Origin of the sequence: Streptomyces sp. NPDC051136, assembly GCF_044455745.1 — a bacterium.
In the GTDB taxonomy this organism is placed as follows: Bacteria; Actinomycetota; Actinomycetes; order Streptomycetales; family Streptomycetaceae; genus Streptomyces.
In genome coordinates this window covers 120,760-143,600 of record NZ_JBITFE010000015.1, presented here as the reverse complement: position 1 = coordinate 143,600, position 22,841 = coordinate 120,760, and the positions used below count along the sequence as shown (strand labels likewise).

Here is a 22,841-nt window from a genome sequence, read left to right as displayed (position 1 = left end):
GCCTGAAGGCGATCCTGGGACACAGGATCGCTACCATGGGGTATCCGGAGCCTGACCGGGGGACCCGGATCGCGCACGAGGAGTCCTCTTGCCAGACGAGGCCCAGCCACTGACCGCCGCAAAGCCCGAGTCCGCCTCGGCGTCCGCGGCGAAGCCCGCGCCGAGCGCGCCCCAGGCGAAGAACGACACGCGTGGGCCGATCCAGCACGCCGCGTCCGCGCCGGTCGACAAGCCGGCCGAGCAGCAGCCGCGCCCCAAGACGCTCCCGTCCGAGCGCCCGCAGAACGCGCCCGTGGTCCGTGCCCCCGCCGGGCAGCCCGCCCGCTCCGGCTCCTCCAACCGCGTCCGCGCCCGTCTCGCCCGGCTCGGCGTGCAGCGCGCCAACCCCTACAACCCGGTCCTGGAGCCGCTGCTGCGCATAGTGCGCGGCAACGACCCGAAGATCGAGACGGCGACCCTGCGCCAGATCGAGCGCGCCTACCAGGTCGCAGAGCGCTGGCACCGGGGCCAGAAGCGCAAGAGCGGCGACCCGTACATCACGCACCCGCTCGCCGTCACCACCATCCTCGCCGAGCTGGGCATGGACCCGGCCACGCTGATGGCGGGACTGCTGCACGACACCGTCGAGGACACCGAGTACGGCCTGGAGGACCTGCGCCGCGACTTCGGCGACGTGGTCACCCTGCTCGTCGACGGCGTCACCAAGCTCGACAAGGTCAAGTTCGGCGAGGCCGCGCAGGCCGAGACGGTCCGCAAGATGGTCGTCGCCATGGCCAAGGACCCGCGCGTCCTGGTCATCAAGCTCGCCGACCGCCTGCACAACATGCGCACCATGCGCTATCTCAAGCGCGAGAAGCAGGAGAAGAAGGCGCGCGAGACCCTGGAGATCTACGCGCCGCTCGCCCACCGCCTGGGCATGAACACCATCAAGTGGGAGCTGGAGGACCTCGCCTTCGCGATCCTCTACCCCAAGATGTACGACGAGATCGTCCGCCTGGTCGCCGAGCGCGCCCCCAAGCGCGACGAGTACCTCGCCGTCGTCACCGACGAGGTCCAGCAGGACCTGCGCTCGGCCCGCATCAAGGCGACCGTCACCGGCCGTCCCAAGCACTACTACAGCGTCTACCAGAAGATGATCGTCCGCGGCCGGGACTTCGCGGAGATCTACGACCTGGTGGGCATCCGCGTCCTGGTGGACACCGTCCGAGACTGCTATGCGGCGCTCGGCACGGTCCACGCCCGCTGGAACCCGGTTCCGGGGCGGTTCAAGGACTACATCGCGATGCCCAAGTTCAACATGTACCAGTCGCTGCACACGACGGTCATAGGGCCCGGGGGCAAGCCGGTCGAGCTGCAGATCCGCACCTTCGACATGCACCGCCGCGCGGAGTACGGCATCGCCGCGCACTGGAAGTACAAGCAGGAGGCCGTCGCCGGTGCCTCCAAGGTGCGCACCGACGCACCCAAGGCGTCCGGCAAGAGCAAGGACGACCACCTCAACGACATGGCGTGGCTGCGCCAGCTGCTCGACTGGCAGAAGGAGACGGAGGACCCCGGCGAGTTCCTGGAGTCCCTGCGCTTCGACCTGTCCCGCAACGAGGTCTTCGTCTTCACCCCCAAGGGCGACGTCATAGCGCTCCCCGCCGGGGCCACCCCGGTGGACTTCGCCTACGCCGTCCACACCGAGGTCGGTCACCGGACCATAGGGGCACGGGTCAACGGGCGTCTGGTCCCGCTGGAGTCCACCCTGGACAACGGCGACCTGGTGGAGGTCTTCACCTCCAAGGCGGCCGGCGCGGGCCCCTCCCGCGACTGGCTCGGCTTCGTGAAGTCGCCGCGCGCCCGCAACAAGATCCGCGCCTGGTTCTCCAAGGAGCGCCGGGACGAGGCGATCGAGCAGGGCAAGGACGCCATCGTCCGGGCCATGCGCAAGCAGAACCTGCCGATCCAGCGCATCCTGACCGGGGACTCCCTGGTCACGCTCGCGCACGAGATGCGCTACTCGGACATCTCCGCGCTGTACGCCGCGATCGGCGAGGGCCATGTGTCCGCGCAGAACATCGTGCAGAAGCTGGTGCAGGCGCTCGGTGGCGAGGAGGCGGCCACCGAGGAGATCGACGAGTCGGTCCCGCCGGCCCACGGCCGCGGCCGCAAGCGCCGGACCAGCGCCGACCCCGGCGTCGTCGTCAAGGGCGTCGAGGACGTGTGGGTCAAGCTGGCCCGCTGTTGCACGCCCGTCCCCGGCGACCCGATCATCGGCTTCGTCACCCGCGGCAGCGGCGTCTCCGTCCACCGCAGCGACTGCGTGAACGTGGACTCGCTGTCCCGGGAGCCCGAGCGCATCCTCGAGGTCGAGTGGGCGCCCACCCAGTCCTCCGTCTTCCTGGTCGCCATCCAGGTCGAGGCGCTGGACCGCTCCCGGCTGCTGTCGGACGTCACGCGCGTGCTGTCCGACCAGCACGTCAACATCCTCTCGGCGGCCGTGCAGACCTCCCGCGACCGCGTGGCCACCTCCCGGTTCACCTTCGAGATGGGCGACCCGAAGCACCTCGGGCACGTCCTGAAGGCCGTACGCGGCGTCGAGGGCGTCTACGACGTGTACCGGGTGACCTCGGCGCGCAGGCCGTCGTAGCGGCCCGCACAGGCACACACACGAGAGGGGCTCCCGTACGACGTGTACGGGAGCCCCTCTCGTGTCGGTCCGCGAGCGTCAGCCGCCGAACTCGTGCAGGCCCTTGAGCGCCTGGTCCAGCAGCGCCTGGCGGCCCTCCAGCTCACGGGCGAGCTTGTCGGCCTTGGCGTCGTTGCCCTGGCTGCGCGCCTGCTCGATCTGGGAGCGCAGCTTGTCCACGGCGGCCTGGAGCTGGCCGGTCAGACCCTCGGCACGTGCGCGTGCCTCCGGGTTGGTCCGGCGCCACTCGGCCTCCTCGGCCTCCTGGAGAGCCCGCTCGACCGCGTGCATCCGCCCCTCGACCTTCGGCCGGGCGTCGCGCGGCACGTGGCCGACGGCCTCCCAGCGCTCGTTGACCGAGCGGAACGCGGCACGGGCCGCCTTGAGGTCGGTGACCGGGACGAGCTTCTCGGCCTCCTCGGCCAGCTCCTCCTTGAGCTTCAGGTTCTCCGTCTGCTCGGCGTCCCGCTCGGCGAAGACCGAGCTGCGGGCGGCGAAGAACACGTCCTGGGCGCCGCGGAAGCGGTTCCACAGGTCGTCCTCGTGCTCGCGCTGGGCGCGGCCCGCGGCCTTCCACTCGGACATCAGGTCGCGGTAGCGCGCGGCCGTCGGTCCCCAGTCGGTCGAGCTCGACAGTGCCTCGGCCTCCGAGACCAGACGCTCCTTGGTCCGGCGGGCCTCCTCGCGCTGCGCGTCGAGCTGCGCGAAGTGCTGCTTGCGGCGCTTGGAGAACGCCGAGCGGGCGTGCGAGAAGCGGTGCCACAGCTCGTCGTCGGACTTGCGGTCCAGGCGCGGCAGCCCCTTCCAGGTGTCGACCAGGGACCGCAGCCGCTCGCCGGCCGCCCGCCACTGGTCCGAGCGCGCCAGCTCCTCGGCCTCGGCGACCAGGGCCTCCTTGGCGCCCCGCGCCTCGTCGGACTGCTTGGCCCGCTGCGCCTTGCGCTCCTCGCGCCGCGTCTCCACGAGCGCGACGAGCTTGTCCAGACGGGCCCGCAGGGCCTCCAGGTCACCGACCGCGTGGTGCGCGTCCACCTGCTCGCGCAGATGGTCGACGGCGGTCTGGGCGTCCTTGGCCGACAGGTCGGTGGTCTTCACCCGCTTCTCGAGGAGGCCGATCTCCACAACCAGGCCTTCGTACTTGCGCTCGAAGTAGGCCAGTGCCTCCTCGGGGGAGCCTGCCTGCCAGGATCCGACGACCTGCTCGCCGTCGGCCGTACGCACGTACACGGTCCCCGTCTCGTCGACGCGGCCCCACGGGTCGCTGCTCACAGCGCCTCCTCCACATGATGCCTGCGGAGGGCTTCGCCGCCCCCGGGCATCGTCCACAGTTTCGTCACGGCCAACATAGGCGACCGGCGGGCGGCCTGTCCGCATCCCGCACGACCGAACTTCCGCTGATGAGGGTCAGGATTTCGTGACCGTCGCCTTGTCGATCACGACCGTCGCGTTGGGCGCGGTGTTGCCGGTCGTGGGGTCCGCGGCCTGGGCCCCCGCGGAGGCGATCTTCTTCAGTACCGCCATGCCTCCCTCGGACACCGTGCCGAACGGCGTGTAGCTCGGGGGCAGCTGGCTGTCCTGGTACACCAGGAAGAACTGGCTGCCGCCGGAGCCGGGCTGGCCGGTGTTGGCCATCGCCACCGTGCCCGCCGGGTACACGTTGTCCTTCAGGCTCTTGTCCTTCAGGTTCTCGTCCGGGATGTTGTAGCCGGGACCGCCGTTGCCCTGGGCCGTGGGGTCGCCGCACTGGAGCACGTAGATGCCCTCGGTGGTGAGCCGGTGGCACTTGGTGTGGTCGAAGTAGCCCTTCCCGGCGAGGAAGTCGAACGAGTTGACGGTGTGCGGCGCCGCCTTCGCCTTCAGCGCGATGTCTATGTCACCGCACGTGGTCGCCAGTTTCATCGTGTACTTCGCCGACTCGTCGACGGTCATCGCAGGTTCCTTCTTCCAGGTCTGCGTCTTGACCTTGCCGTCGGCCGGCTTCTCGCACGGGTCCGGCGCCTTGCTCGGCGCCGAGGCGCTCGGCGTGGCCTCCGCGCCCGCGTTCGTCTTGCTGTCGTCGTCGTCCCCCAGGACCACGCCGGTCGTGTACAGCGCGACGCTGCCGATCAGGATCACGCCGAGCACGGACGCGATCGCGGCGTTGCGCATGCGCGCCTTGCGTCGTGCGGAGGTACGTCGCTGCTGCTGCCGCAAGAACTTCTCCCGGGCGAGCTGACGCCGCCGCTGCTCCTGGGTGACCACCGGGTTCTCTCCTCATGCGTCTTCGTGTGCCGACCGGTACGCGTGGGTGCGATGAGCCGACCGTGGGCGTGTAGCCCCGTACCGTATATGGGTTCGCTGAGGAATCGGCACCGCCGGTAGGCTCTGACCATGGGCGCGATCCGTTCGCAAGCCCACCCGTACCGACCCAAACGAAGGACGATCGTGCTCATTGCCGGGTTCCCCGCCGGGGCCTGGGGGACGAACTGTTATCTCGTCGCCCCGGCCGCCGGAGAGGAGTGCGTGATCATCGACCCGGGCCACCAGGCGGCCCCCGGAGTCGAGGACGCGATCCGCAGACATCGGCTCAAGCCCGTCGCCGTCGTCCTCACCCACGGCCACATCGACCACGTGGCCTCGGTCGTCCCGGTGTGCGGTGCCCACGACGTGCCGGCCTGGATCCACCCCGAGGACCGCTACATGATGAGCGACCCGGAGAAGGGGATCGGCCGCACCATCGGCATGCCGCTCATGGGCGAGCTGACCGTCGGGGAGCCGGACGACGTCAAGGAGCTGACCGACGGCGCGCGGCTGGAGCTGGCGGGCCTGAACCTGTCGGTCGCGCACGCACCGGGCCATACCAAGGGGTCGGTGACCTTCGGCCTGCCCGAGGCGGCGGACGTCCCGCCGGTCATGTTCTCGGGCGACCTGCTGTTCGCCGGCTCCATCGGACGCACCGACTTCCCCGGTGGCTCCATGGACGACATGCTCGAGTCCCTGGCACGCGTGTGCCTGCCGCTCGACGACTCGACCGTGGTGCTGTCCGGACACGGCCCCCAGACGACCATCGGCCAGGAGCGCGCCACCAACCCGTACCTGCGGCAGGTGGCATCCGGCCAGGGAGCCCCCGGGGCTCCCCGACGAGGAATGTGACGAGACCTTCCGTGAGCACCTTCAAGGCCCCCAAGGGCACGTACGACCTGCTGCCGCCCGACTCCGCCAAGTTCCTGGCGGTCCGCGAGGCGATCGCCGCCCCGCTGCGCAACTCCGGCTACGGCTACATCGAGACGCCCGGTTTCGAGAACGTCGAGCTGTTCGCGCGCGGTGTCGGTGAGTCCACCGACATCGTGACCAAGGAGATGTACGTCTTCGAGACCAAGGGCGGCGACCGCCTCGCCCTGCGCCCGGAGACCACCGCCCCGGTGCTGCGCGCGGTCCTCGAGGCCAACCTGCACAAGGCGGGCAACCTGCCGGTGAAGGTCTGGTACTCGGGCTCGCAGTACCGCTACGAGCGCCCCCAGAAGGGCCGTTACCGGCACTTCTCCCAGGTCGGCGCCGAGGCGATCGGTGCCGAGGACCCGGCCCTGGACGCCGAACTGATCATCCTGGCCGACCAGTCGTACCGCGCGCTCGGCCTGCAGAACTTCCGCATCCTGCTCAACTCCCTGGGCGACCAGGAGTGCCGTCCCGTCTACCGGGCCGCGCTGCAGGAGTTCCTGCGCGGGCTCGACCTGGACGAGGAGACCCTGCGCCGCGCCGAGATCAACCCGCTGCGGGTCCTGGACGACAAGCGCCCGGACGTGCAGAGGCAGCTCACCGGCGCCCCGCTGCTGCGCGACTACCTGTGCGACGCCTGCAAGGCGTACCACGAGGAGGTCCGCGAGCTGATCACGGCGGCCGGTGTGGTCTTCGAGGACGACCCGAAGCTGGTGCGCGGCCTGGACTACTACACGCGCACGACGTTCGAGTTCGTCCACGACGGTCTCGGCTCCCAGTCCGCGGTGGGCGGCGGCGGCCGCTACGACGGCCTGTCGGAGATGATCGGCGGCCCCTCCCTCCCCTCGGTCGGCTGGGCCCTCGGCGTCGACCGCACCGTCCTCGCCCTGGAGGCGGAGGGCATCGAGCTGGACATCCCGTCGGCCACCTCCGTCTTCGCCGTGCCGCTCGGCGAGGAGGCCCGCCGGATCCTGTTCGCCAAGGTCACCGAGCTGCGCAAGAACGGCGTCGCCGCCGACTTCTCCTACGGCGGCAAGGGCCTGAAGGCCGCGATGAAGGCGGCCAACCGCTCCGGCGCCCGCTACGCCCTGGTCCTCGGCGAGCGCGACCTCGCCGAAGGCGTCGTCCAGCTCAAGGACATGGAGTCCGGCGAGCAGACCGCGATCGGCGTCAACGAGATCGTGGCCGAGCTGGAGTCGCGGCGCGGCTAGCGGTCCCGGACGCCTCCGGGGGCACGCGTTCTCGTTCGCGTGTGCCCCTGGGGAACGGACGATGGCCGGAAGGCAGCGCTCCGGGGTGATCACCGATCCGTTCATATGTTCATCGAACGGTGCCCCTACAGGGTCGTGCGGCACAATGGCCCCTGCCCGAAGCAGGTCCGACCCTCCAGTGACGGAATCGGCGTGATGAGCAAGACGACAGTGAAGGACGTCTCCACCGTGGACGAGTCCGCGCCGGACCCCCGGGCCCGCACCTCGCGCACCGAAGGCGGCAGCCGGGCCCTCGCGCTGCTGCTGGTGATCACGGGCGCGGCCGGCCTGCTCGCCGCGTGGGTCATCACGATCGACAAGCAGAAGCTGCTCGAGGCCAAGATCGCCGGGACCACCTTCACACCCGGCTGCAGCCTCAACCCCGTCGTCTCCTGCGGCAGCGTCATGGAGAGCGACCAGGCCTCCGTCTTCGGCTTCCCGAACCCGATGCTCGGCCTCGCCGCCTACGCCGTCGTCGTCTGCGTCGGCATGAGCCTGCTCGCCCGCGCCACGTTCCCGCGCTGGTACTGGCTCACCTTCAACGCGGGCTGCCTGTTCGGCGTCGGCTTCGTGTCCTGGCTCCAGTTCCAGTCCCTGTACCGGATCAACGCGCTGTGCCTGTGGTGCTGCCTGGCCTGGGTCGCCACCATCCTGATGTTCTGGTACGTGACGTCCTTCAACGTCCGCAAGGGCTTCCTGCCCGCGCCGGGCTGGCTGCGCGGCTTCTTCGGCGAGTTCACCTGGGTCCTGCCGGTGCTGCACATCGGCATCATCGGCATGATGATCCTCACCCGCTGGTGGGACTTCTGGACCAGCTGACCGGTCCGGCGGGAGGGCGGGCCCACCGGGCCCGCCGCGTTGTCGGTGCGGTCCTTTAGGGTTCAAGGCGTGGAGCCCGATCTGTTCACCGCCGCAGCCGAAGAACGCCAGGAGAAGGACCCGACCGGCAGCCCCCTCGCCGTGCGGATGCGCCCCCGCACCCTCGACGAGGTCGTCGGCCAGCAGCACCTGCTCAAGCCCGGATCCCCCCTGCGCCGCCTGGTCGGCGAGGGCGCCTCCGGCCCGGCGGGGCCGTCCTCGGTCATCCTCTGGGGCCCGCCGGGCACCGGCAAGACCACGCTGGCGTACGTCGTGTCCAAGGCCACCAACAAGCGGTTCGTGGAACTGTCGGCGATCACCGCGGGCGTCAAGGAGGTCCGCGCGGTCATCGACGGCGCCCGCCGCGCGGTCGGCGGGTACGGCAAGGAGACCGTCCTCTTCCTCGACGAGATCCACCGCTTCAGCAAGGCCCAGCAGGACTCCCTGCTCCCCGCCGTCGAGAACCGCTGGGTCACCCTGGTCGCCGCCACCACCGAGAACCCGTACTTCTCGGTGATCTCCCCGCTGCTCTCCCGCTCCCTCCTGCTCACCCTCGAACCCCTCACCGACGACGACGTGCGCGGCCTGCTCCGCCGCGCCCTCACCGACGAGCGGGGACTGGGCGGCGCCGTGGCGCTCCCCGATGACACCGAGGCGCACCTGCTGCGCATCGCGGGCGGCGACGCCCGCCGTGCGCTGACCGCGCTGGAGGCCGCCGCCGGGGCCGCCCTCGACAAGGGCGAGGCGGAGATCGGCCTGACCACGCTGGAGGAGACGGTCGACCGGGCGGCGGTGAAGTACGACCGCGACGGCGACCAGCACTACGACGTCGCCAGCGCCCTGATCAAGTCCATCCGCGGCTCCGACGTCGACGCGGCCCTGCACTACCTGGCCCGGATGATCGAGGCCGGCGAGGACCCCCGCTTCATCGCCCGGCGCCTGATGATCTCCGCCAGCGAGGACATCGGCCTGGCCGATCCGCAGGCGCTGCAGATCGCCGTCGCCGCCGCCCAGGCCGTCGCCATGATCGGCTTCCCGGAGGCCGCCCTCACCCTCAGCCACGCCACCATCGCCCTGGCGCTGGCCCCCAAGTCCAACGCCGCGACCACCGCCATCGGCGCCGCACTGGAGGACGTGCGCAAGGGGCACGCCGGACCGGTCCCCGCGCACCTGCGCGACAGCCACTACAAGGGCGCCGGCAAGCTCGGACACGGGCAGGGGTACGTGTACCCGCACGACCTGCCCGAGGGCATCGCCGCCCAGCAGTACGCTCCGGACGAGCTGAAGGACCGCACCTACTACACGCCGACCCGGCACGGCGCCGAGGCCCGGTACGCGGACGCGGTGGAGTGGACCCGCGGGCACCTCGGTCGCAAGCCCACCTGAGCAGCCTGTAGAATCGCCCGGAGTGCCGAGTCCCGTGCAGTCAGAACGGGACAACCGGCCGGAACCCCCAGCGGGTTCCAGGAGCGTCGCGCACCGTCGATCGGTGTCGCGGGCAGCCCACCACCACCCGGGGTTCCGGACAGGTCGGTGGGCCACTCGCGTGCTGCACGTATGTGCCCAGACCAGGGGAGCGGCTGCCCGGCAGGTCCACACGGACCCGGCGGGTTTCCCCGGCTGCGGATTGCGACCTCCCACAACCCTGACAAGCCGGAACTAGGAAAGAGACACAGTGGCGAACCAGTCCCGCCCCAAGGTCAAGAAGTCGCGTGCCCTCGGCATCGCGCTGACCCCGAAGGCCGTCAAGTACTTCGAGGCCCGCCCCTACCCGCCGGGCGAGCACGGCCGCGGCCGCAAGCAGAACTCGGACTACAAGGTCCGTCTGCTCGAGAAGCAGCGTCTGCGCGCGCAGTACGACCTCAGCGAGCGCCAGCTCGTCCGCGCCTACGAGCGTGCCTCCAAGACCAACATGAAGACCGGCGAGGCCCTGGTCATCGAGCTCGAGCGCCGTCTCGACGCGCTGGTCCTGCGTTCGGGCATCGCCCGCACGATCTACCAGGCCCGCCAGATGGTCGTCCACGGCCACATCCAGGTCAACGGCCAGAAGGTCGACAAGCCGTCCTTCCGCGTCCGCCCGGACGACGTGGTGCAGGTGCGCGAGCGCTCCAAGGAGAAGACGCTCTTCACCATCGCCCGCGAGGGTGGCTTCGCCCCCGACGGCGAGACCCCGCGCTACCTCCAGGTGAACCTCAAGGCCCTGGCGTTCCGCCTGGACCGCGAGCCGAACCGCAAGGAGATCCCGGTGATCTGCGACGAGCAGCTCGTCGTCGAGTACTACGCCCGCTGATCCCAGCCCCGGCGCAGTACCAGCGGTACCTCAGCCCGCCGTCTCCCCGCCCTTCCGGGTGGGCGAGGCGGCGGGCTTCGCCGTGCGGGAGCCCGCCGCCGTCCGCCGCCCGTCCGCCGAGCGCGGCGCCGGCAGCGAGGCCGGTGCCCCGGGCCGCCGCAGCGCCCGCGCCACCGCCTCCCGGCGGCCCAGCCGCGCCCCGTGCCGTGCGCACTGCTCGTACCGCTCGTCGCCCAGCTGTTCCCGGGCCGTCGCCTCGCACAGCTCGTGCGGCGCGTTGTAGTGCGCCGAGCCGAACAGCGGCAGCCCCACCGACGGCCACATCCGCCCCGCCGCACCCTGCAGCACCGCCGCCTCCGCCGCGTCGCCCTCCGCCACCGTGACCAGGGCCAGCAGCTCCACCGCCAGCACCGAGCCCAGCTGGTCGCGGAAGCGGTGCGCACCGCCCAGGCAGTCGGCCAGCAGCTCGCGGGCACGCACCGGGTTCCCTTCGCTCCACGCCGCGTAGGCGAGGACGTACAGGGCGTAGCCGCGGGCCCAGCGCTCGCCGTGGTCCTCGCAGACCTGGCGCACGTCCTCGCACAGGCGCACCGCGTCCGGCAGATCGCCCTGGAACGCCCGCGTCATCGCCAGCTCCACCTGGCCCATCAGGACGTTGCTGTTCAGTTCGCCGATCTCCTGGTAGCGGCGCAGCGCGGAGCGCAGCAGCGTCTCCGCGCGCGGCATGTCGTCCGTCACCAGCGCCAGACAGCCGGTGCGGTGCTCCGCGTACGCCACCGCCGTGGGGTTCGCCGAGCGCTCCGCCTCCCGGCGGCACTCCTGGAGCGCGGCCAGCGCGGGCACCGTGTCGCCCTGGAGGATCGCCACGTACGCCAGCACCCACAGCGCCTTCAGCCGCGGCTGGTCGCCCGCAGTCGGCTCCGCGTCCAGCCGCACCGCCTGCTCCAGCCAGTGCCGCCCCTCCGACAGCCGTCCGCAGCCGACCCAGTGGAACCACAGGGAGCCCGCCAGATACTGGCCCAGGTGCGCGTCGTCCGGCTCGGTCAGACAGTGCTCCAGGGCGCTGCGCAGATTCGGCAGCTCCGCGTCCACGCGCGCGGCGACCTCGCCCTGGCGCGGCGAGAACCACTCCAGCTCGCACCAGGTGGCCAGGCCCACATACCAGTCCCGGTGCCGCCGCCGCAGCCGGTCCGCGTCCCCCGCGGCCTCCAGCCAGTCGGCGCCGTACGCCCGCACCGTGTCGAGCATCCGGAAGCGCACCCCGGCCGGGGACTCCTCGCGGGTCAGCACGGACTGGGCGAGCAGCGCGGAGAGGACGTCGAGCACCTCGTCGGCCGGCAGCCCCTCACCGCTGCACACGTACTCGGCCGCCTCCAGGTCGAACGGCCCGGCGAACACCGACAGCCGCGCCCACAGCAGCCGCTCCGGCGGCGTGCACAGCTCATGACTCCAGCCGATCGCCGTGCGCAGCGTCCGGTGCCGGGGCAACGCGGTGCGGTCCCCGCCCGTCAGCAGCCGGAACCTGTCGTCGAGCCGGTGCAGCACCTGCCCCGGGGACAGCGCGCCCAGGCGCCCCGCCGCCAGCTCGATCGCCAGCGGGATCCCGTCCAGGCGGCGGCACAGCTCGCGCGCCTCCCGCTGGTCCGCGTCCGGATCGGCGGCGTCGTGGCCGCAGGTGACGCTGCGCTGCCCGGCCCGCACCGCCAGCAGCTCCACCGCCTCCTCCGTGCCCAGCGGAGCCAGCGGGACCAGCCGTTCCCCGGCCACGCCCAGCGGCCTGCGCCCCACCGCCAGCACCCTGAGCCCGGGGGCACGGCCCAGCAGCTCGGTCACCAGGGCCGCGCAGGCGTCCACCAGGTGCTCGACCCCGTCCAGGAGCAACAGCAGTTCCCGCTCGGCCAGGTGCGCGAGCAGCGTCTCGCGCGGCAGCCGGGTCGTGTGGTCGGTCAGGCCCAGCGCCTCGACCACCGCATAGTCGACGAACTCCTCGTCGCGCACCGGCGCCAGCTGCACCCGCCACACCCCGTCCCGGGGCGAGCGGCGCCCGGCCGCCCGCGCCGCCAGCCGGGACTTGCCGACGCCTCCGGGCCCGGTGACGGTCACCAGGCGTGCCGCGTCCAGCGCCCGGGCCAGCCCCGCGAGTTCCGTCGCTCTCCCCACGAAGGCGTCGAGCTCCAGCGGTAGGTTGCCGTGCGGAACGCCGTCGCGCCGAAGGTCTCGCATGGAACACGGAGCGTACTGAACCGTATTCACTCCGTACAATCCCTTCGGGCAACTCGGCCGCCCCGCGCCGCGCGGGACGCGGAACGGGGTACGGAGCCCCGCGCCCGGCGCGATAGGCTCGGTGCACGACTTTCCCGATGTTGAGGCACGTCTTTCAGGGAGCGGGTGCACACAGTGTCCGGTGGCGAGGTGGCCGGGATCCTGGTGGCCGTCTTCTGGGCGATCCTGGTCTCCTTCCTCGCCGTCGCACTGGCGAGGCTGGCCCAGACGCTCAGGACGACCACCAAACTCGTGGCGGACGTGACCGACCAGGCCGTCCCGCTGCTGGCCGACGCCTCCGCGGCGGTGCGCAGCGCACAGACCCAGATCGACCGGGTCGACGCGATCGCCTCCGACGTCCAGGAGGTCACCTCGAACGCCTCCGCGCTGTCCACCACCGTGGCCTCCACCTTCGGCGGCCCGCTGGTGAAGGTGGCGGCGTTCGGGTACGGCGTGCGGCGGGCACTCGGCGGTCGCAAGGATGACGTGTCCGTCCCGGCCGCCCAGGCGCGGCGCACCGTGATCGTGGGCCGTACGCTGCCGGCCGCGCGGCGGACGAAGCGGAAGAAGGGCTGACCGAGCGATGTTCCGCCGTACGTTCTGGTTCGGCACCGGCATGGCCGCCGGTGTCTGGGCCACCACCAAGGTCAACCGGAAGCTCAAGCAGCTCACCCCGGACAGCCTCGCCGCCACCGCGGCGAACAAGGCGCTCGACGTGGGCGCGAGGGTCAAGGAGCGCGCGGTGGGTTTCGCACTCGACGTCCGCGACAACATGGCCCAGCGGGAGGCCGAACTGGACGACGCGCTGGGCCTGAACGCCCCCGTCGACCGGGAACTCCCCGCGCCCCGGCGCCACCACGCCATCGAGAACCGCAACAGCGACAACCCGAAGTACGTCGTCGACGACAGGACGACGCACTCGCACAACCGGAATGAGGACCACTGATGGAGTCGGCCGAGATTCGTCGCCGCTGGTTGAGCTTCTTCGAGGAGCGCGGTCACACCGTCGTCCCTTCGGCGTCGCTCATCGCGGACGACCCGACTCTGCTCCTCGTCCCGGCCGGCATGGTGCCCTTCAAGCCCTACTTCCTGGGTGAGGTCAAGCCGCCCTTCGACCGTGCCACCAGCGTCCAGAAGTGCGTGCGCACGCCGGACATCGAAGAGGTCGGCAAGACCACCAGGCACGGCACGTTCTTCCAGATGTGCGGCAACTTCTCCTTCGGCGACTACTTCAAGGAAGGCGCCATCAAGTACGCCTGGGAGCTGCTCACCAGCCCCCAGGACAAGGGCGGTTACGGCCTCGACCCCGAGCGGCTGTGGATCACCGTCTACCAGGACGACGACGAGGCCGAGCGCATCTGGCACGACGTCGTGGGCGTTCCCTCCGAGCGCATCCAGCGCCTCGGCAAGAAGGACAACTACTGGTCCATGGGCGTCCCCGGCCCCTGCGGCCCCTGCTCCGAGATCAACTACGACCGCGGCCCCGAGTTCGGCGTCGAGGGCGGCCCCGCCGTCAACGACGAGCGGTACGTGGAGATCTGGAACCTCGTCTTCATGCAGTACGAGCGGGGCGAGGGCATCGGCAAGGAGGAGTTCGAGATCCTCGGCGAGCTGCCGAGCAAGAACATCGACACCGGCCTCGGCCTGGAACGCCTCGCCATGATTCTGCAGGGCGTGCAGAACATGTACGAGATCGACACCTCCATGGCCGTCATCAGGAAGGCCACCGAACTGACCGGCGTGGCCTACGGCGACGCCCAGGCCTCGGACGTCTCGCTGCGTGTGGTCACCGACCACATGCGCACCTCCGTGATGCTCATCGGCGACGGCGTCACCCCCGGCAACGAGGGCCGCGGCTACGTGCTGCGCCGCATCATGCGCCGTGCCATCCGCAACATGCGCCTGCTCGGCGCCACCGGTCCGGTCGTCAAGGACCTGATCGACGTCGTGATCGGCATGATGGGGCAGCAGTACCCCGAGCTGGTCACCGACCGCGAGCGGATCGAGAAGGTCGCCCTCGCCGAGGAGAACGCGTTCCTCAAGACGCTGAAGGCCGGCACCAACATCCTGGACACCGCGGTCACCGACACCAAGGCCGCCGGTGGCACCGTCCTCGCCGGCGACAAGGCGTTCCTGCTCCACGACACCTGGGGCTTCCCGATCGACCTCACCCTGGAGATGGCCGCCGAGCAGGGGCTCTCCGTGGACGAGGACGGCTTCCGCCGCCTGATGAAGGAGCAGCGGGAGCGCGCCAAGGCCGATGCCCAGGCCAAGAAGACCGGTCACGCCGGCGCCGGCGCCTACCGGGAGATCGCCGACAAGGCGGGTGCCACCGACTTCGTCGGCTACACCGACACCGAGAGCGAGTCCACGATCGTCGGCATCCTCGTCGACGGCACCTCCTCGCCGGCCGCCACCGAGGGCGACGAGGTCGAGATCGTCCTGGACCGCACCCCGTTCTACGCCGAGGGCGGCGGCCAGATCGGCGACACGGGCCGGATCAAGGTCGACACCGGCGCCGTCATCGAGATCCGCGACTGCCAGAAGCCGGTCCCGGGCGTGTACGTGCACAAGGGCGTCGTCCAGGTTGGCGAGGTCACCGTCGGGGCCAAGGCCCAGGCGTCCATCGACGACCGCCGCCGCAAGGCCATCGCCCGCGCCCACTCGGCCACCCACCTCACCCACCAGGCGCTGCGCGACGCCCTCGGTCCGACGGCCGCGCAGGCCGGGTCCGAGAACCAGCCCGGCCGTTTCCGGTTCGACTTCGGTTCGCCGTCCGCCGTGCCGACGGCCGTCATGACCGACGTCGAGCAGAAGATCAACGCGGTGCTCGCCCGCGACCTCGACGTGCGCGCCGACGTCATGGGCATCGACGAGGCCAAGAAGCAGGGCGCCATCGCCGAGTTCGGCGAGAAGTACGGCGAGCGCGTGCGCGTCGTCACCATCGGCGACTTCTCCAAGGAGCTGTGCGGCGGCACCCACGTGCACAACACCGCCCAGCTCGGCCTGGTCAAGCTGCTCGGCGAGTCGTCCATCGGCTCCGGTGTGCGCCGCATCGAGGCGCTGGTCGGCGTCGACGCCTACAACTTCCTCGCCCGTGAGCACACGGTCGTCGCCCAGCTCCAGGAGCTGATCAAGGGCCGTCCGGAGGAGCTGCCGGAGAAGGTCTCGGCGATGCTCGGCAAGCTCAAGGACGCCGAGAAGGAGATCGAGAAGTTCCGCGCCGAGAAGGTCCTCCAGGCCGCCGGCGGTCTCGCCGACTCGGCCAAGGACGTGCGCGGCGTCGCCCTGGTGACCGGGCAGGTGCCGGACGGCACCACCGCCGACGACCTGCGCAAGCTGGTCCTCGACGTGCGCGGCCGCATCCAGGGCGGCCGGGCCGCGGTCGTGGCCCTGTTCACCACGGTGAACGGCAAGCCCCTCACGGTCATCGCCACCAACGAGGCCGCTCGCGAGCGCGGCCTCAAGGCCGGTGACCTGGTGCGCGCCGCCGCCAAGACCCTCGGCGGCGGCGGTGGCGGCAAGCCGGACGTCGCCCAGGGCGGCGGCCAGAACCCGGCCGCCGTCGGCGACGCGGTCGACGCCGTCGAGCGCCTCGTGGCGGACACCGCCAAGTGAGCACGCCCGAGAACGACCCGGCGGACGGCCCGGTGATGCGCCGCGGCCGCCGCCTGGCCGTCGACGTCGGCGACGCCCGCATCGGGGTCGCGTCCTGCGACCCCGACGGGATCCTCGCCACCCCGGTGGAGACGGTTCCCGGACGCGACGTCCCCGCGGCGCACCGGCGCCTTCGGCAGCTGGTCGAGGAGTACGAGCCGATCGAGATCGTCGTCGGCCTGCCCCGCTCCCTCAAGGGGGGCGAGGGTCCGGCCGCGGTCAAGGTCAGGAGCTTCGCGCAGGAGCTGGCGCGCGGTGTCGCACCGGTCCCCGTCCGGCTCGTCGACGAGCGGATGACGACGGTCACCGCCAGTCAGGGGCTGCGCGCCTCGGGAGTGAGGTCCAAGAAGGGCCGGTCCGTCATCGACCAGGCCGCCGCTGTGATCATCCTCCAGCAGGCACTCGAATCCGAACGGGTGTCAGGGGGGCCACCCGGCGAGGGCGTCGAAGTGGTCATCTGATCGCGATACGGTAACGTTCCGCGCGATGCGGAGGCATTCGAACAGCCACCGCACAGCAAGAGGCGGAACGGAAGCAGGCCCTTCGGCACAGGCCGCGCCCCCCGTCGCCTCGCGGCTCTAGGGGATCGATGACTGAGTATGGCCGGGGCCCAGGCTCCGAACCGTGGCATCCGGAGGACCCGTTGTACGGGGACGGCGGATGGGGCGCGCAGCAGGCCCACGCCGGTCAGCAGTCCCCCTACGACGGCCGGCCGCAGCAGTATCCCGAGCAGCAGGCGCAGCAGGGCTACGGCGACTGGAGCGACGGCCAGTCGCCGTACGGCGGCGGGCAGCCCCAGTACGACCAGTACGGTCACCAGAACTCCGAGCCGCAGTACGACCAGCAGTACGGACAGCAGTACGACCAGCCGCACGGTCAGCAGCACGGACAGCAGCAGTACGCCCCCCAGACGCAGCCGCAGCAGGGCTACGACGGCTGGGGCGGCGGCGCGCAGCCCCAGGCGCATTACCTGGCCGACCCGTCCGACCCCTACGGACAGCAGGCCGGCGGCTACGGCGCCGAGCAGCCCGACTTCTACGGCACTCCCGAGGCGTACCCGCCGCCGGAGCCGCCCACCCGCAGGCGCGCCGAGCCCGAGCCGCAGCGCACCGACTGGGACCCGGGACCCGACGAGGGGGAGCACGCCTTCTTCGCCGGTGCGGACGACGACGACGCGGCGGACGCGGGCCGCGACGGTCGCCAGGAGCGCAGGAGCCGCGGCGGCGGCAAGCCCAAGAAGCGCCGCAGCGGATGCGCCTGCCTGGTGGTCTGCCTGGTGCTCGGCGGCGGCGTGGCGGGGGTCGGATATTTCGGCTACCAGTTCTACCAGGATCGTTTCGGCTCGGCCCCGGACTACGCGGGCGGTGGCAACGGCGAACAGGTGACCGTCACCATCCCCAAGGGTGCCGGCGGCTCCACGATCGGCCAGGAACTCAAGCGGCAGGGCGTGGTGAAGAGCGTCGACGCCTTCATCGCCGCCCAGCAGAGCAACCCCCGCGGCAAGAGCATCCAGGACGGCGTGTACACGCTGCAGAAGGAGATGTCGGCCGAGAGCGCGGTCGAACTCCTGCTCAGCCCCAAGAGCCGCAGCAACCTGATCATCGCCGAGGGCAAGCGCAACGCCGCCGTCTACGAGCTCATCGACAAGCGCCTCGGGGTGAAGGCGGGCACCACCGCCGACGTCGCCAAGTCCGAGTACAAGAGCCTCGGGCTGCCCGAGTGGGCGCTGAACCACAAGGGCGTCAAGGATCCCCTGGAGGGCTTCCTCTACCCGTCCAGCTACTCGGCGGCCAAGGGGCAGAAGCCCGAGGACGTGCTCAAGCAGATGGTGGCACGTGCCAACGAGCAGTACGAGAAGATCGGTCTGGAGGGGAAGGCGGAAGGGCTCGGCCTCAAGGGCCCGTGGGAGCTGCTCACCGCCGCGAGCCTGGTGCAGGCGGAGGGCAAGACCCACGACGACTTCCGCAAGATGGCCGAGGTCATCTACAACCGGCTCAAGGAGTCCAACACCGAGACGAACCAGAAGCTCCAGTTCGACTCGACGTTCAACTACCTGATGGGCCAGAGCAAGATCCACATCAGCGAGTCCGAGATCAACAGCAACATGGACCCGTACAACACCTACACCAACCGTGGACTGCCGCCCGGCCCGATCGGCAACCCCGGCGACGAGGCCCTTCAGGCGGCGCTCGACCCCACGCAGGACGGCTGGATCTACTTCGTGGCCACCGACGGCGTGGACAAGACCGAGTTCGCCAAGACCCACGACGAGTTCCTGAAGCTGAAGGACAAGTTCGATGCCAGTTCCGGCGACTGACCGGTGCCGGGCCGCCGTGCTCGGCTCCCCGATCGCCCACTCCCTCTCTCCGGTGCTGCACCGCGCCGCCTACGCGGAGCTGGGCCTCGCCCAGTGGACGTACGACCGCTTCGACGTCGACGAGGCGGCGCTGCCCGGCTTCTTCCGGGAACTGGGTCCCGAGTGGGCCGGGCTGTCGCTGACCATGCCGCTCAAGCGCGCGGTGATCCCGCTGCTCGACTCGATCAGCGAGACGGCCGCCTCCGTGGACGCGGTGAACACCGTCGTCCTCGCCGAGGACGGCCGCAGGACCGGCGACAACACCGACATCCCCGGCATCGTCGCCGCCCTGCGCGAACACGGCGTCGAGAAGGCCGAGACCGCCGCGGTCCTCGGCGCCGGCGCCACCGCCTCCTCCGCGCTGGCCGCGCTGGCCCGGATCTGCACCGGCGAGATCACCGTCTACGTGCGCAGCGCGGCACGCGCCGCCGAGATGCGGGGCTGGGCGCAGCGGCTCGACGTCGACGTGCGCCTCGCGGACTGGGCCGACGCCGCGCAGGCGCTGCACGCGCCCCTGGTCGTGGCCACCACCCCGGCCGGCGCCACCGACGCCCTGGCCGCCGCCGTCCCCGAGCGGCCGGCCACCCTGTTCGACGTGCTCTACGACCCCTGGCCCACCGCGCTCGCCGCCCGCTGGTCGGCGTACGGCGGTGCCGTCGTCAGCGGCCTCGACCTGCTGCTCCACCAGGCGGTGCTCCAGGTGGAGCGGATGACCGGCCGGGCCCCCGCCCCGCTGGCCGCGATGCGAAAAGCGGGGGAGCGCGCGCTCGCCGATCGCTAAGATCCCTCCGGTTCCGCAGGGGGCGGGACGGGAGGGGAAGACGAACCATGGACACAGGGACCGCGGGCGTACCGCTGGCCTCGGCCAAGAGCCAGATCTTCGAGGCCGTACTGGGTTTCCTGCCCGACTGGGTGCAGATCACGGTGCTCGCCCTGATCGTGCTCGCCGTCGTCGCGAGCTGGGTGGTCAAGGCGCGGCGCGGGATCGCCCGGCGGCGTGCCCGCCGCGCCGGGCAGGCGCTGCCGGGGGCGGCGCCGCACGGCCAGGGCACCGGCGCCGGCGATCCGGGCCCCTACGCCCCGCAGCAGCCGCCGCGGCCGGCCCGGAGCGGCGCCGACTTCCTCGGCCCCTACGCCCCGGACCGGCGGCAGGAGAGCGGTGCGGACTTCCTCGGGTCGTACGCTCCCGCGCAGCAGCGGGGCAACCCGCCCGCCTGACACCGTCGGAGCCGGCCGCCCGTCCGTCAGATGGACCGGCGGCCGGTCCCGGCAGCCGGACGTGGGAGGATCGAAGGCGGCGGGCCGGGGCCGCGCACCCGGCCGGACCGTCGCGCACGCGGAGAAGGCGCGTACGCGGGGCAATACCGGGGCGCGAGCACTGAGGAGCACCGTTGAGCAGGTTGCGCTGGCTGACCGCGGGGGAGTCCCACGGTCCCGCACTCGTGGCGACGCTGGAGGGACTGCCCGCCGGCGTGCCGATCACCACCGACATGGTGGCGGACCACCTGGCGAGGCGGCGGCTCGGCTACGGTCGCGGCGCGCGGATGAAGTTCGAGCGTGACGAGGTCACCTTCCTCGGTGGCGTCCGGCACGGCCTGACCATGGGTTCCCCGGTCGCCGTCATGGTCGGCAACACGGAGTGGCCCAAGTGGGAGCAGGTCATGGCCGCCGACCCGGTGGACCCGGAGGTGCTGGCCGGCCTCGCGCGCAACGCCCCGCTGACCCGGCCGCGACCCGGCCACGCTGACCTCGCCGGGATGCAGAAGTACGGCTTCGACGAGGCCCGCCCGGTCCTGGAGCGCGCCTCGGCCCGTGAGACGGCCGCCCGCGTCGCGCTGGGCGCGGTGGCCCGGTCGTACCTGAAGGAGACGACCGGCGTCGAGATCGTCAGCCACGTCGTCGAGCTGGCCTCGGCGAAGGCGCCGCTCGGCGTGTACCCGACGCCGGACGACGTCGAGCGGCTGGACGCCGACCCCGTGCGCTGCCTGGACGCCGACGCCTCGGAGGCGATGGTCGCCGAGATCGACCAGGCCCACAAGGACGGCGACACCCTCGGCGGTGTCGTCGAGATCCTCGCGTACGGCGTGCCCGTGGGCCTCGGTTCCCACGTCCACTGGGACCGCAAGCTCGACGCGCGACTCGCCGGCGCCCTCATGGGCATCCAGGCGATCAAGGGCGTCGAGATCGGTGACGGCTTCGAGCTGGCCCGGGTGCCCGGCTCGCAGGCCCACGACGAGATCGTGAGCACGCCCGACGGCATCCGCCGTGTCTCCGGCCGCTCCGGCGGCACCGAGGGCGGCCTCACCACCGGTGAGCTGCTGCGGGTGCGCGCCGCGATGAAGCCGATCGCGACCGTGCCGCGCGCCCTCAAGACCGTGGACGTGACCACCGGCGAGGCCGCGCAGGCGCACCACCAGCGCTCCGACGTCTCCGCGGTGCCGGCCGCCGGGATCGTCGCCGAGGCCATGGTGGCCCTGGTCCTCGCCGACGCGGTGGCGGAGAAGTTCGGCGGCGACAGCGTCGCCGAGACCCGCCGCAACGTGCGCTCCTACCTCGACAACCTGGCCATCCGATGAGCGCACCGGTGATCGTCCTGGTCGGGCCGATGGGCGTGGGCAAGTCCACCGTCGGGCAGCTGCTCGCCGAGCGGCTGGGTACCGGCTACCGGGACACGGACGAGGACATCGTCGCCGCCCAGGGGCGGACCATCGCCGAGATCTTCGTGGACGAGGGCGAGGCCGTCTTCCGGGCCCTGGAGAAGGAGGCGGTGCGCACCGCGCTCGCCCGGCACGACGGCGTCCTCGCCCTCGGCGGCGGCGCGGTCCTGGACGCGGACACGCGTGCGCTGCTCGCCGGACAGCGGGTCGTCTACCTCTCGATGGACGTGGAGGAGGCGGTCAGGCGCACCGGCCTGAACGTGGCCCGTCCGCTGCTGGCGGTCAACCCGCGCAAGCAGTGGCGCGAACTGATGGAGGCCCGCCGGCACCTCTACGAGGAGGTCGCCACGGCCGTCGTGGCCACCGACGGCCGCACGCCGGAGGAAGTGGCCGAAGCCGCCCTGGACGCAGTGGAGTGGAAAGAAGCATGAGCGAGGAAGTCACCCGGATCCCCATCGGCGGCAGCGCCGGGTCCGACCCCTACGAGGTCCTGGTCGGCCGGCAGCTCCTCGGTGAGCTGGGCGGCCTGATCGGCAGCAGGGCGAAGCGGGTCGCGGTGATCCACCCCGAGGCGCTCGCCGAGACCGGTGACGCGCTGCGCGCCGACCTCGCCGAGCAGGGCTACGAGGCGATCGCCATCCAGGTGCCCAACGCCGAGGAGGCCAAGACCGCCGAGGTCGCCGCGTACTGCTGGAAGGCGCTCGGCCAGTCCGGGTTCACGCGGACCGACGTCGTCGTCGGGGTCGGCGGCGGGGCCAGCACCGACCTGGCCGGGTTCGTGGCCGCGACCTGGCTGCGCGGGGTGCGCTGGATCGCCGTCCCCACCACCGTGCTGGCCATGGTGGACGCGGCCGTCGGCGGCAAGACCGGCATCAACACCGCCGAGGGCAAGAACCTCGTCGGCTCCTTCCATCCGCCGGCCGGCGTCCTGTGCGACCTGGCCGCCCTGGACTCCCTCCCGGTCAACGACTACGTCTCGGGCCTGGCCGAGGTCATCAAGGCCGGCTTCATCGCCGACCCGGTGATCCTCGACCTGATCGAGTCCGACCCGCAGGCCGCGCGCACCCCGGCCGGACCGCACACCGCCGAGCTGATCGTGCGCTCCATCAAGGTCAAGGCCGAGGTCGTCTCCTCCGACCTGAAGGAAGCGGGCCTCAGGGAGATCCTCAACTACGGCCACACCCTCGGCCACGCCATCGAGAAGAACGAGCGGTACAAGTGGCGGCACGGCGCCGCCGTCTCCGTCGGCATGCACTTCGCCGCCGAACTGGGCCGCCTGGCCGGCCGGCTGGACGACGCCACCGCCGACCGCCACCGCAGCATCCTGGAAGCCGTCGGGCTGCCGCTGCACTACCGCTACGACCAGTGGCCCAAGCTCGTCGAGAACATGAAGGTCGACAAGAAGTCGCGCGGCGACCTGTTGCGCTTCATCGTCCTGGACGGCCTCGCCAAGCCCACCGTCCTGGAGGGCCCCGACCCGGCCGTCCTCCTCGCCGCCTACGGCGAGGTGGGCGAGTAGTACCCGGCTGGGCCCTTCCGCCCGATTCGCGCTGCCGGACGGGCACTTCGGGCCGCCCCCGGCCGTTCACCAAACGACGGCCGGGGGCGGTACCGTTCGGTAGCAGGACGGCGGGCCCCCTCCCGC

The 22,841-nt window shown here is 71.6% G+C and carries 19 protein-coding genes; 16 read left to right on the top strand and 3 right to left on the bottom strand.

What is annotated here, in order from left to right; genetic code table 11:
• Positions 1–88 precede the first annotated feature (88 nt).
• The gene (gene relA, locus ACIBCJ_RS33880; RefSeq protein WP_133888104.1) at positions 89–2,632 is read left to right on the top strand and encodes a GTP pyrophosphokinase; all 2,544 of its coding nucleotides are present in this window, start codon (positions 89–91) and stop codon (positions 2,630–2,632) included.
• A 78-nt stretch (positions 2,633–2,710) separates the two neighbouring features.
• On the opposite strand, the gene ACIBCJ_RS33875 is transcribed toward relA, so the two are convergent.
• Both ACIBCJ_RS33875 and ACIBCJ_RS33870 read right to left on the bottom strand, forming a co-directional pair.
• Positions 2,711–3,940, bottom strand: coding sequence for a DUF349 domain-containing protein (locus ACIBCJ_RS33875; protein ID WP_365980557.1), 1,230 nt, complete (start codon positions 3,938–3,940; stop codon positions 2,711–2,713).
• A gap of 135 nt (positions 3,941–4,075) precedes the next feature.
• A complete protein-coding gene (locus ACIBCJ_RS33870) occupies positions 4,076–4,912 on the bottom strand; it encodes a peptidylprolyl isomerase (protein WP_365980556.1) in 837 nt (278 codons plus the stop codon).
• Positions 4,913–5,095: 183 nt separating this feature from the next.
• Here ACIBCJ_RS33870 and ACIBCJ_RS33865 point away from each other — a divergent pair, with 183 nt between their 5' ends.
• From ACIBCJ_RS33865 to rpsD, 5 genes are all read left to right on the top strand, one after another.
• Positions 5,096–5,803, top strand: coding sequence for an MBL fold metallo-hydrolase (locus ACIBCJ_RS33865; protein ID WP_362097065.1), 708 nt, complete (start codon positions 5,096–5,098; stop codon positions 5,801–5,803).
• Between the two features lie 11 nt (positions 5,804–5,814).
• Positions 5,815–7,077 carry a histidine--tRNA ligase gene (gene hisS / locus ACIBCJ_RS33860; protein ID WP_362512467.1) on the top strand — a complete coding sequence of 421 codons (1,263 nt, stop codon included), beginning with the start codon at positions 5,815–5,817 and terminating at the stop codon, positions 7,075–7,077.
• A 195-nt stretch (positions 7,078–7,272) separates the two neighbouring features.
• Positions 7,273–7,935: a vitamin K epoxide reductase family protein gene (locus tag ACIBCJ_RS33855; RefSeq protein WP_365980555.1), complete on the top strand. Its 663-nt coding sequence runs from the start codon at positions 7,273–7,275 to the stop codon at positions 7,933–7,935.
• A 69-nt stretch (positions 7,936–8,004) separates the two neighbouring features.
• Positions 8,005–9,360 carry a replication-associated recombination protein A gene (locus ACIBCJ_RS33850; protein ID WP_365980554.1) on the top strand — a complete coding sequence of 452 codons (1,356 nt, stop codon included), beginning with the start codon at positions 8,005–8,007 and terminating at the stop codon, positions 9,358–9,360.
• A 289-nt stretch (positions 9,361–9,649) separates the two neighbouring features.
• The gene (gene rpsD, locus ACIBCJ_RS33845) at positions 9,650–10,264 is read left to right on the top strand and encodes a 30S ribosomal protein S4 (RefSeq protein ID WP_030185023.1); all 615 of its coding nucleotides are present in this window, start codon (positions 9,650–9,652) and stop codon (positions 10,262–10,264) included.
• A gap of 30 nt (positions 10,265–10,294) precedes the next feature.
• On the opposite strand, the gene ACIBCJ_RS33840 is transcribed toward rpsD, so the two are convergent.
• A complete protein-coding gene (locus ACIBCJ_RS33840) occupies positions 10,295–12,487 on the bottom strand; it encodes a regulator (RefSeq protein ID WP_362097052.1) in 2,193 nt (730 codons plus the stop codon).
• A 165-nt stretch (positions 12,488–12,652) separates the two neighbouring features.
• Here ACIBCJ_RS33840 and ACIBCJ_RS33835 point away from each other — a divergent pair, with 165 nt between their 5' ends.
• The 10 genes from ACIBCJ_RS33835 to aroB all read left to right on the top strand — a co-directional run bounded on the left by ACIBCJ_RS33835 (position 12,653) and on the right by aroB (position 22,715).
• On the top strand, positions 12,653–13,102 hold the full coding sequence (locus tag ACIBCJ_RS33835; protein WP_133888113.1) for a DUF948 domain-containing protein: 450 nt from the start codon (positions 12,653–12,655) through the stop codon (positions 13,100–13,102).
• A gap of 7 nt (positions 13,103–13,109) precedes the next feature.
• Positions 13,110–13,472 (top strand): hypothetical protein, encoded by a 363-nt coding sequence (locus ACIBCJ_RS33830; RefSeq protein WP_362097048.1) that lies wholly within the window; start codon positions 13,110–13,112, stop codon positions 13,470–13,472.
• Positions 13,472–16,144, top strand: a complete 2,673-nt coding sequence (alaS, locus tag ACIBCJ_RS33825; RefSeq protein WP_362097045.1) for an alanine--tRNA ligase — start codon at positions 13,472–13,474, stop codon at positions 16,142–16,144. Before ACIBCJ_RS33830 ends, alaS begins: the two co-directional genes overlap by 1 nt.
• Before the next feature lie 35 nt (positions 16,145–16,179).
• The gene (gene ruvX / locus ACIBCJ_RS33820) at positions 16,180–16,644 is read left to right on the top strand and encodes a Holliday junction resolvase RuvX (protein WP_362097414.1); all 465 of its coding nucleotides are present in this window, start codon (positions 16,180–16,182) and stop codon (positions 16,642–16,644) included.
• A gap of 128 nt (positions 16,645–16,772) precedes the next feature.
• A complete protein-coding gene (gene mltG, locus ACIBCJ_RS33815) occupies positions 16,773–18,500 on the top strand; it encodes an endolytic transglycosylase MltG (RefSeq protein ID WP_365980552.1) in 1,728 nt (575 codons plus the stop codon).
• Positions 18,481–19,320: a shikimate dehydrogenase gene (locus ACIBCJ_RS33810; protein WP_365980551.1), complete on the top strand. Its 840-nt coding sequence runs from the start codon at positions 18,481–18,483 to the stop codon at positions 19,318–19,320. The genes mltG and ACIBCJ_RS33810 overlap by 20 nt, the downstream gene beginning before the upstream one ends.
• A 47-nt stretch (positions 19,321–19,367) precedes the next feature.
• A complete protein-coding gene (locus ACIBCJ_RS33805; RefSeq protein ID WP_362512483.1) occupies positions 19,368–19,757 on the top strand; it encodes a hypothetical protein in 390 nt (129 codons plus the stop codon).
• Between the two features lie 173 nt (positions 19,758–19,930).
• Entirely contained in the window at positions 19,931–21,115 is a 1,185-nt protein-coding gene (gene aroC / locus ACIBCJ_RS33800; RefSeq protein ID WP_133888120.1) for a chorismate synthase, read from the top strand.
• Positions 21,112–21,627 (top strand): shikimate kinase, encoded by a 516-nt coding sequence (locus tag ACIBCJ_RS33795; RefSeq protein ID WP_365980550.1) that lies wholly within the window; start codon positions 21,112–21,114, stop codon positions 21,625–21,627. Before aroC ends, ACIBCJ_RS33795 begins: the two co-directional genes overlap by 4 nt.
• The gene (gene aroB, locus ACIBCJ_RS33790) at positions 21,624–22,715 is read left to right on the top strand and encodes a 3-dehydroquinate synthase (RefSeq protein ID WP_362097029.1); all 1,092 of its coding nucleotides are present in this window, start codon (positions 21,624–21,626) and stop codon (positions 22,713–22,715) included. Before ACIBCJ_RS33795 ends, aroB begins: the two co-directional genes overlap by 4 nt.
• Positions 22,716–22,841: the final 126 nt, after the last annotated feature.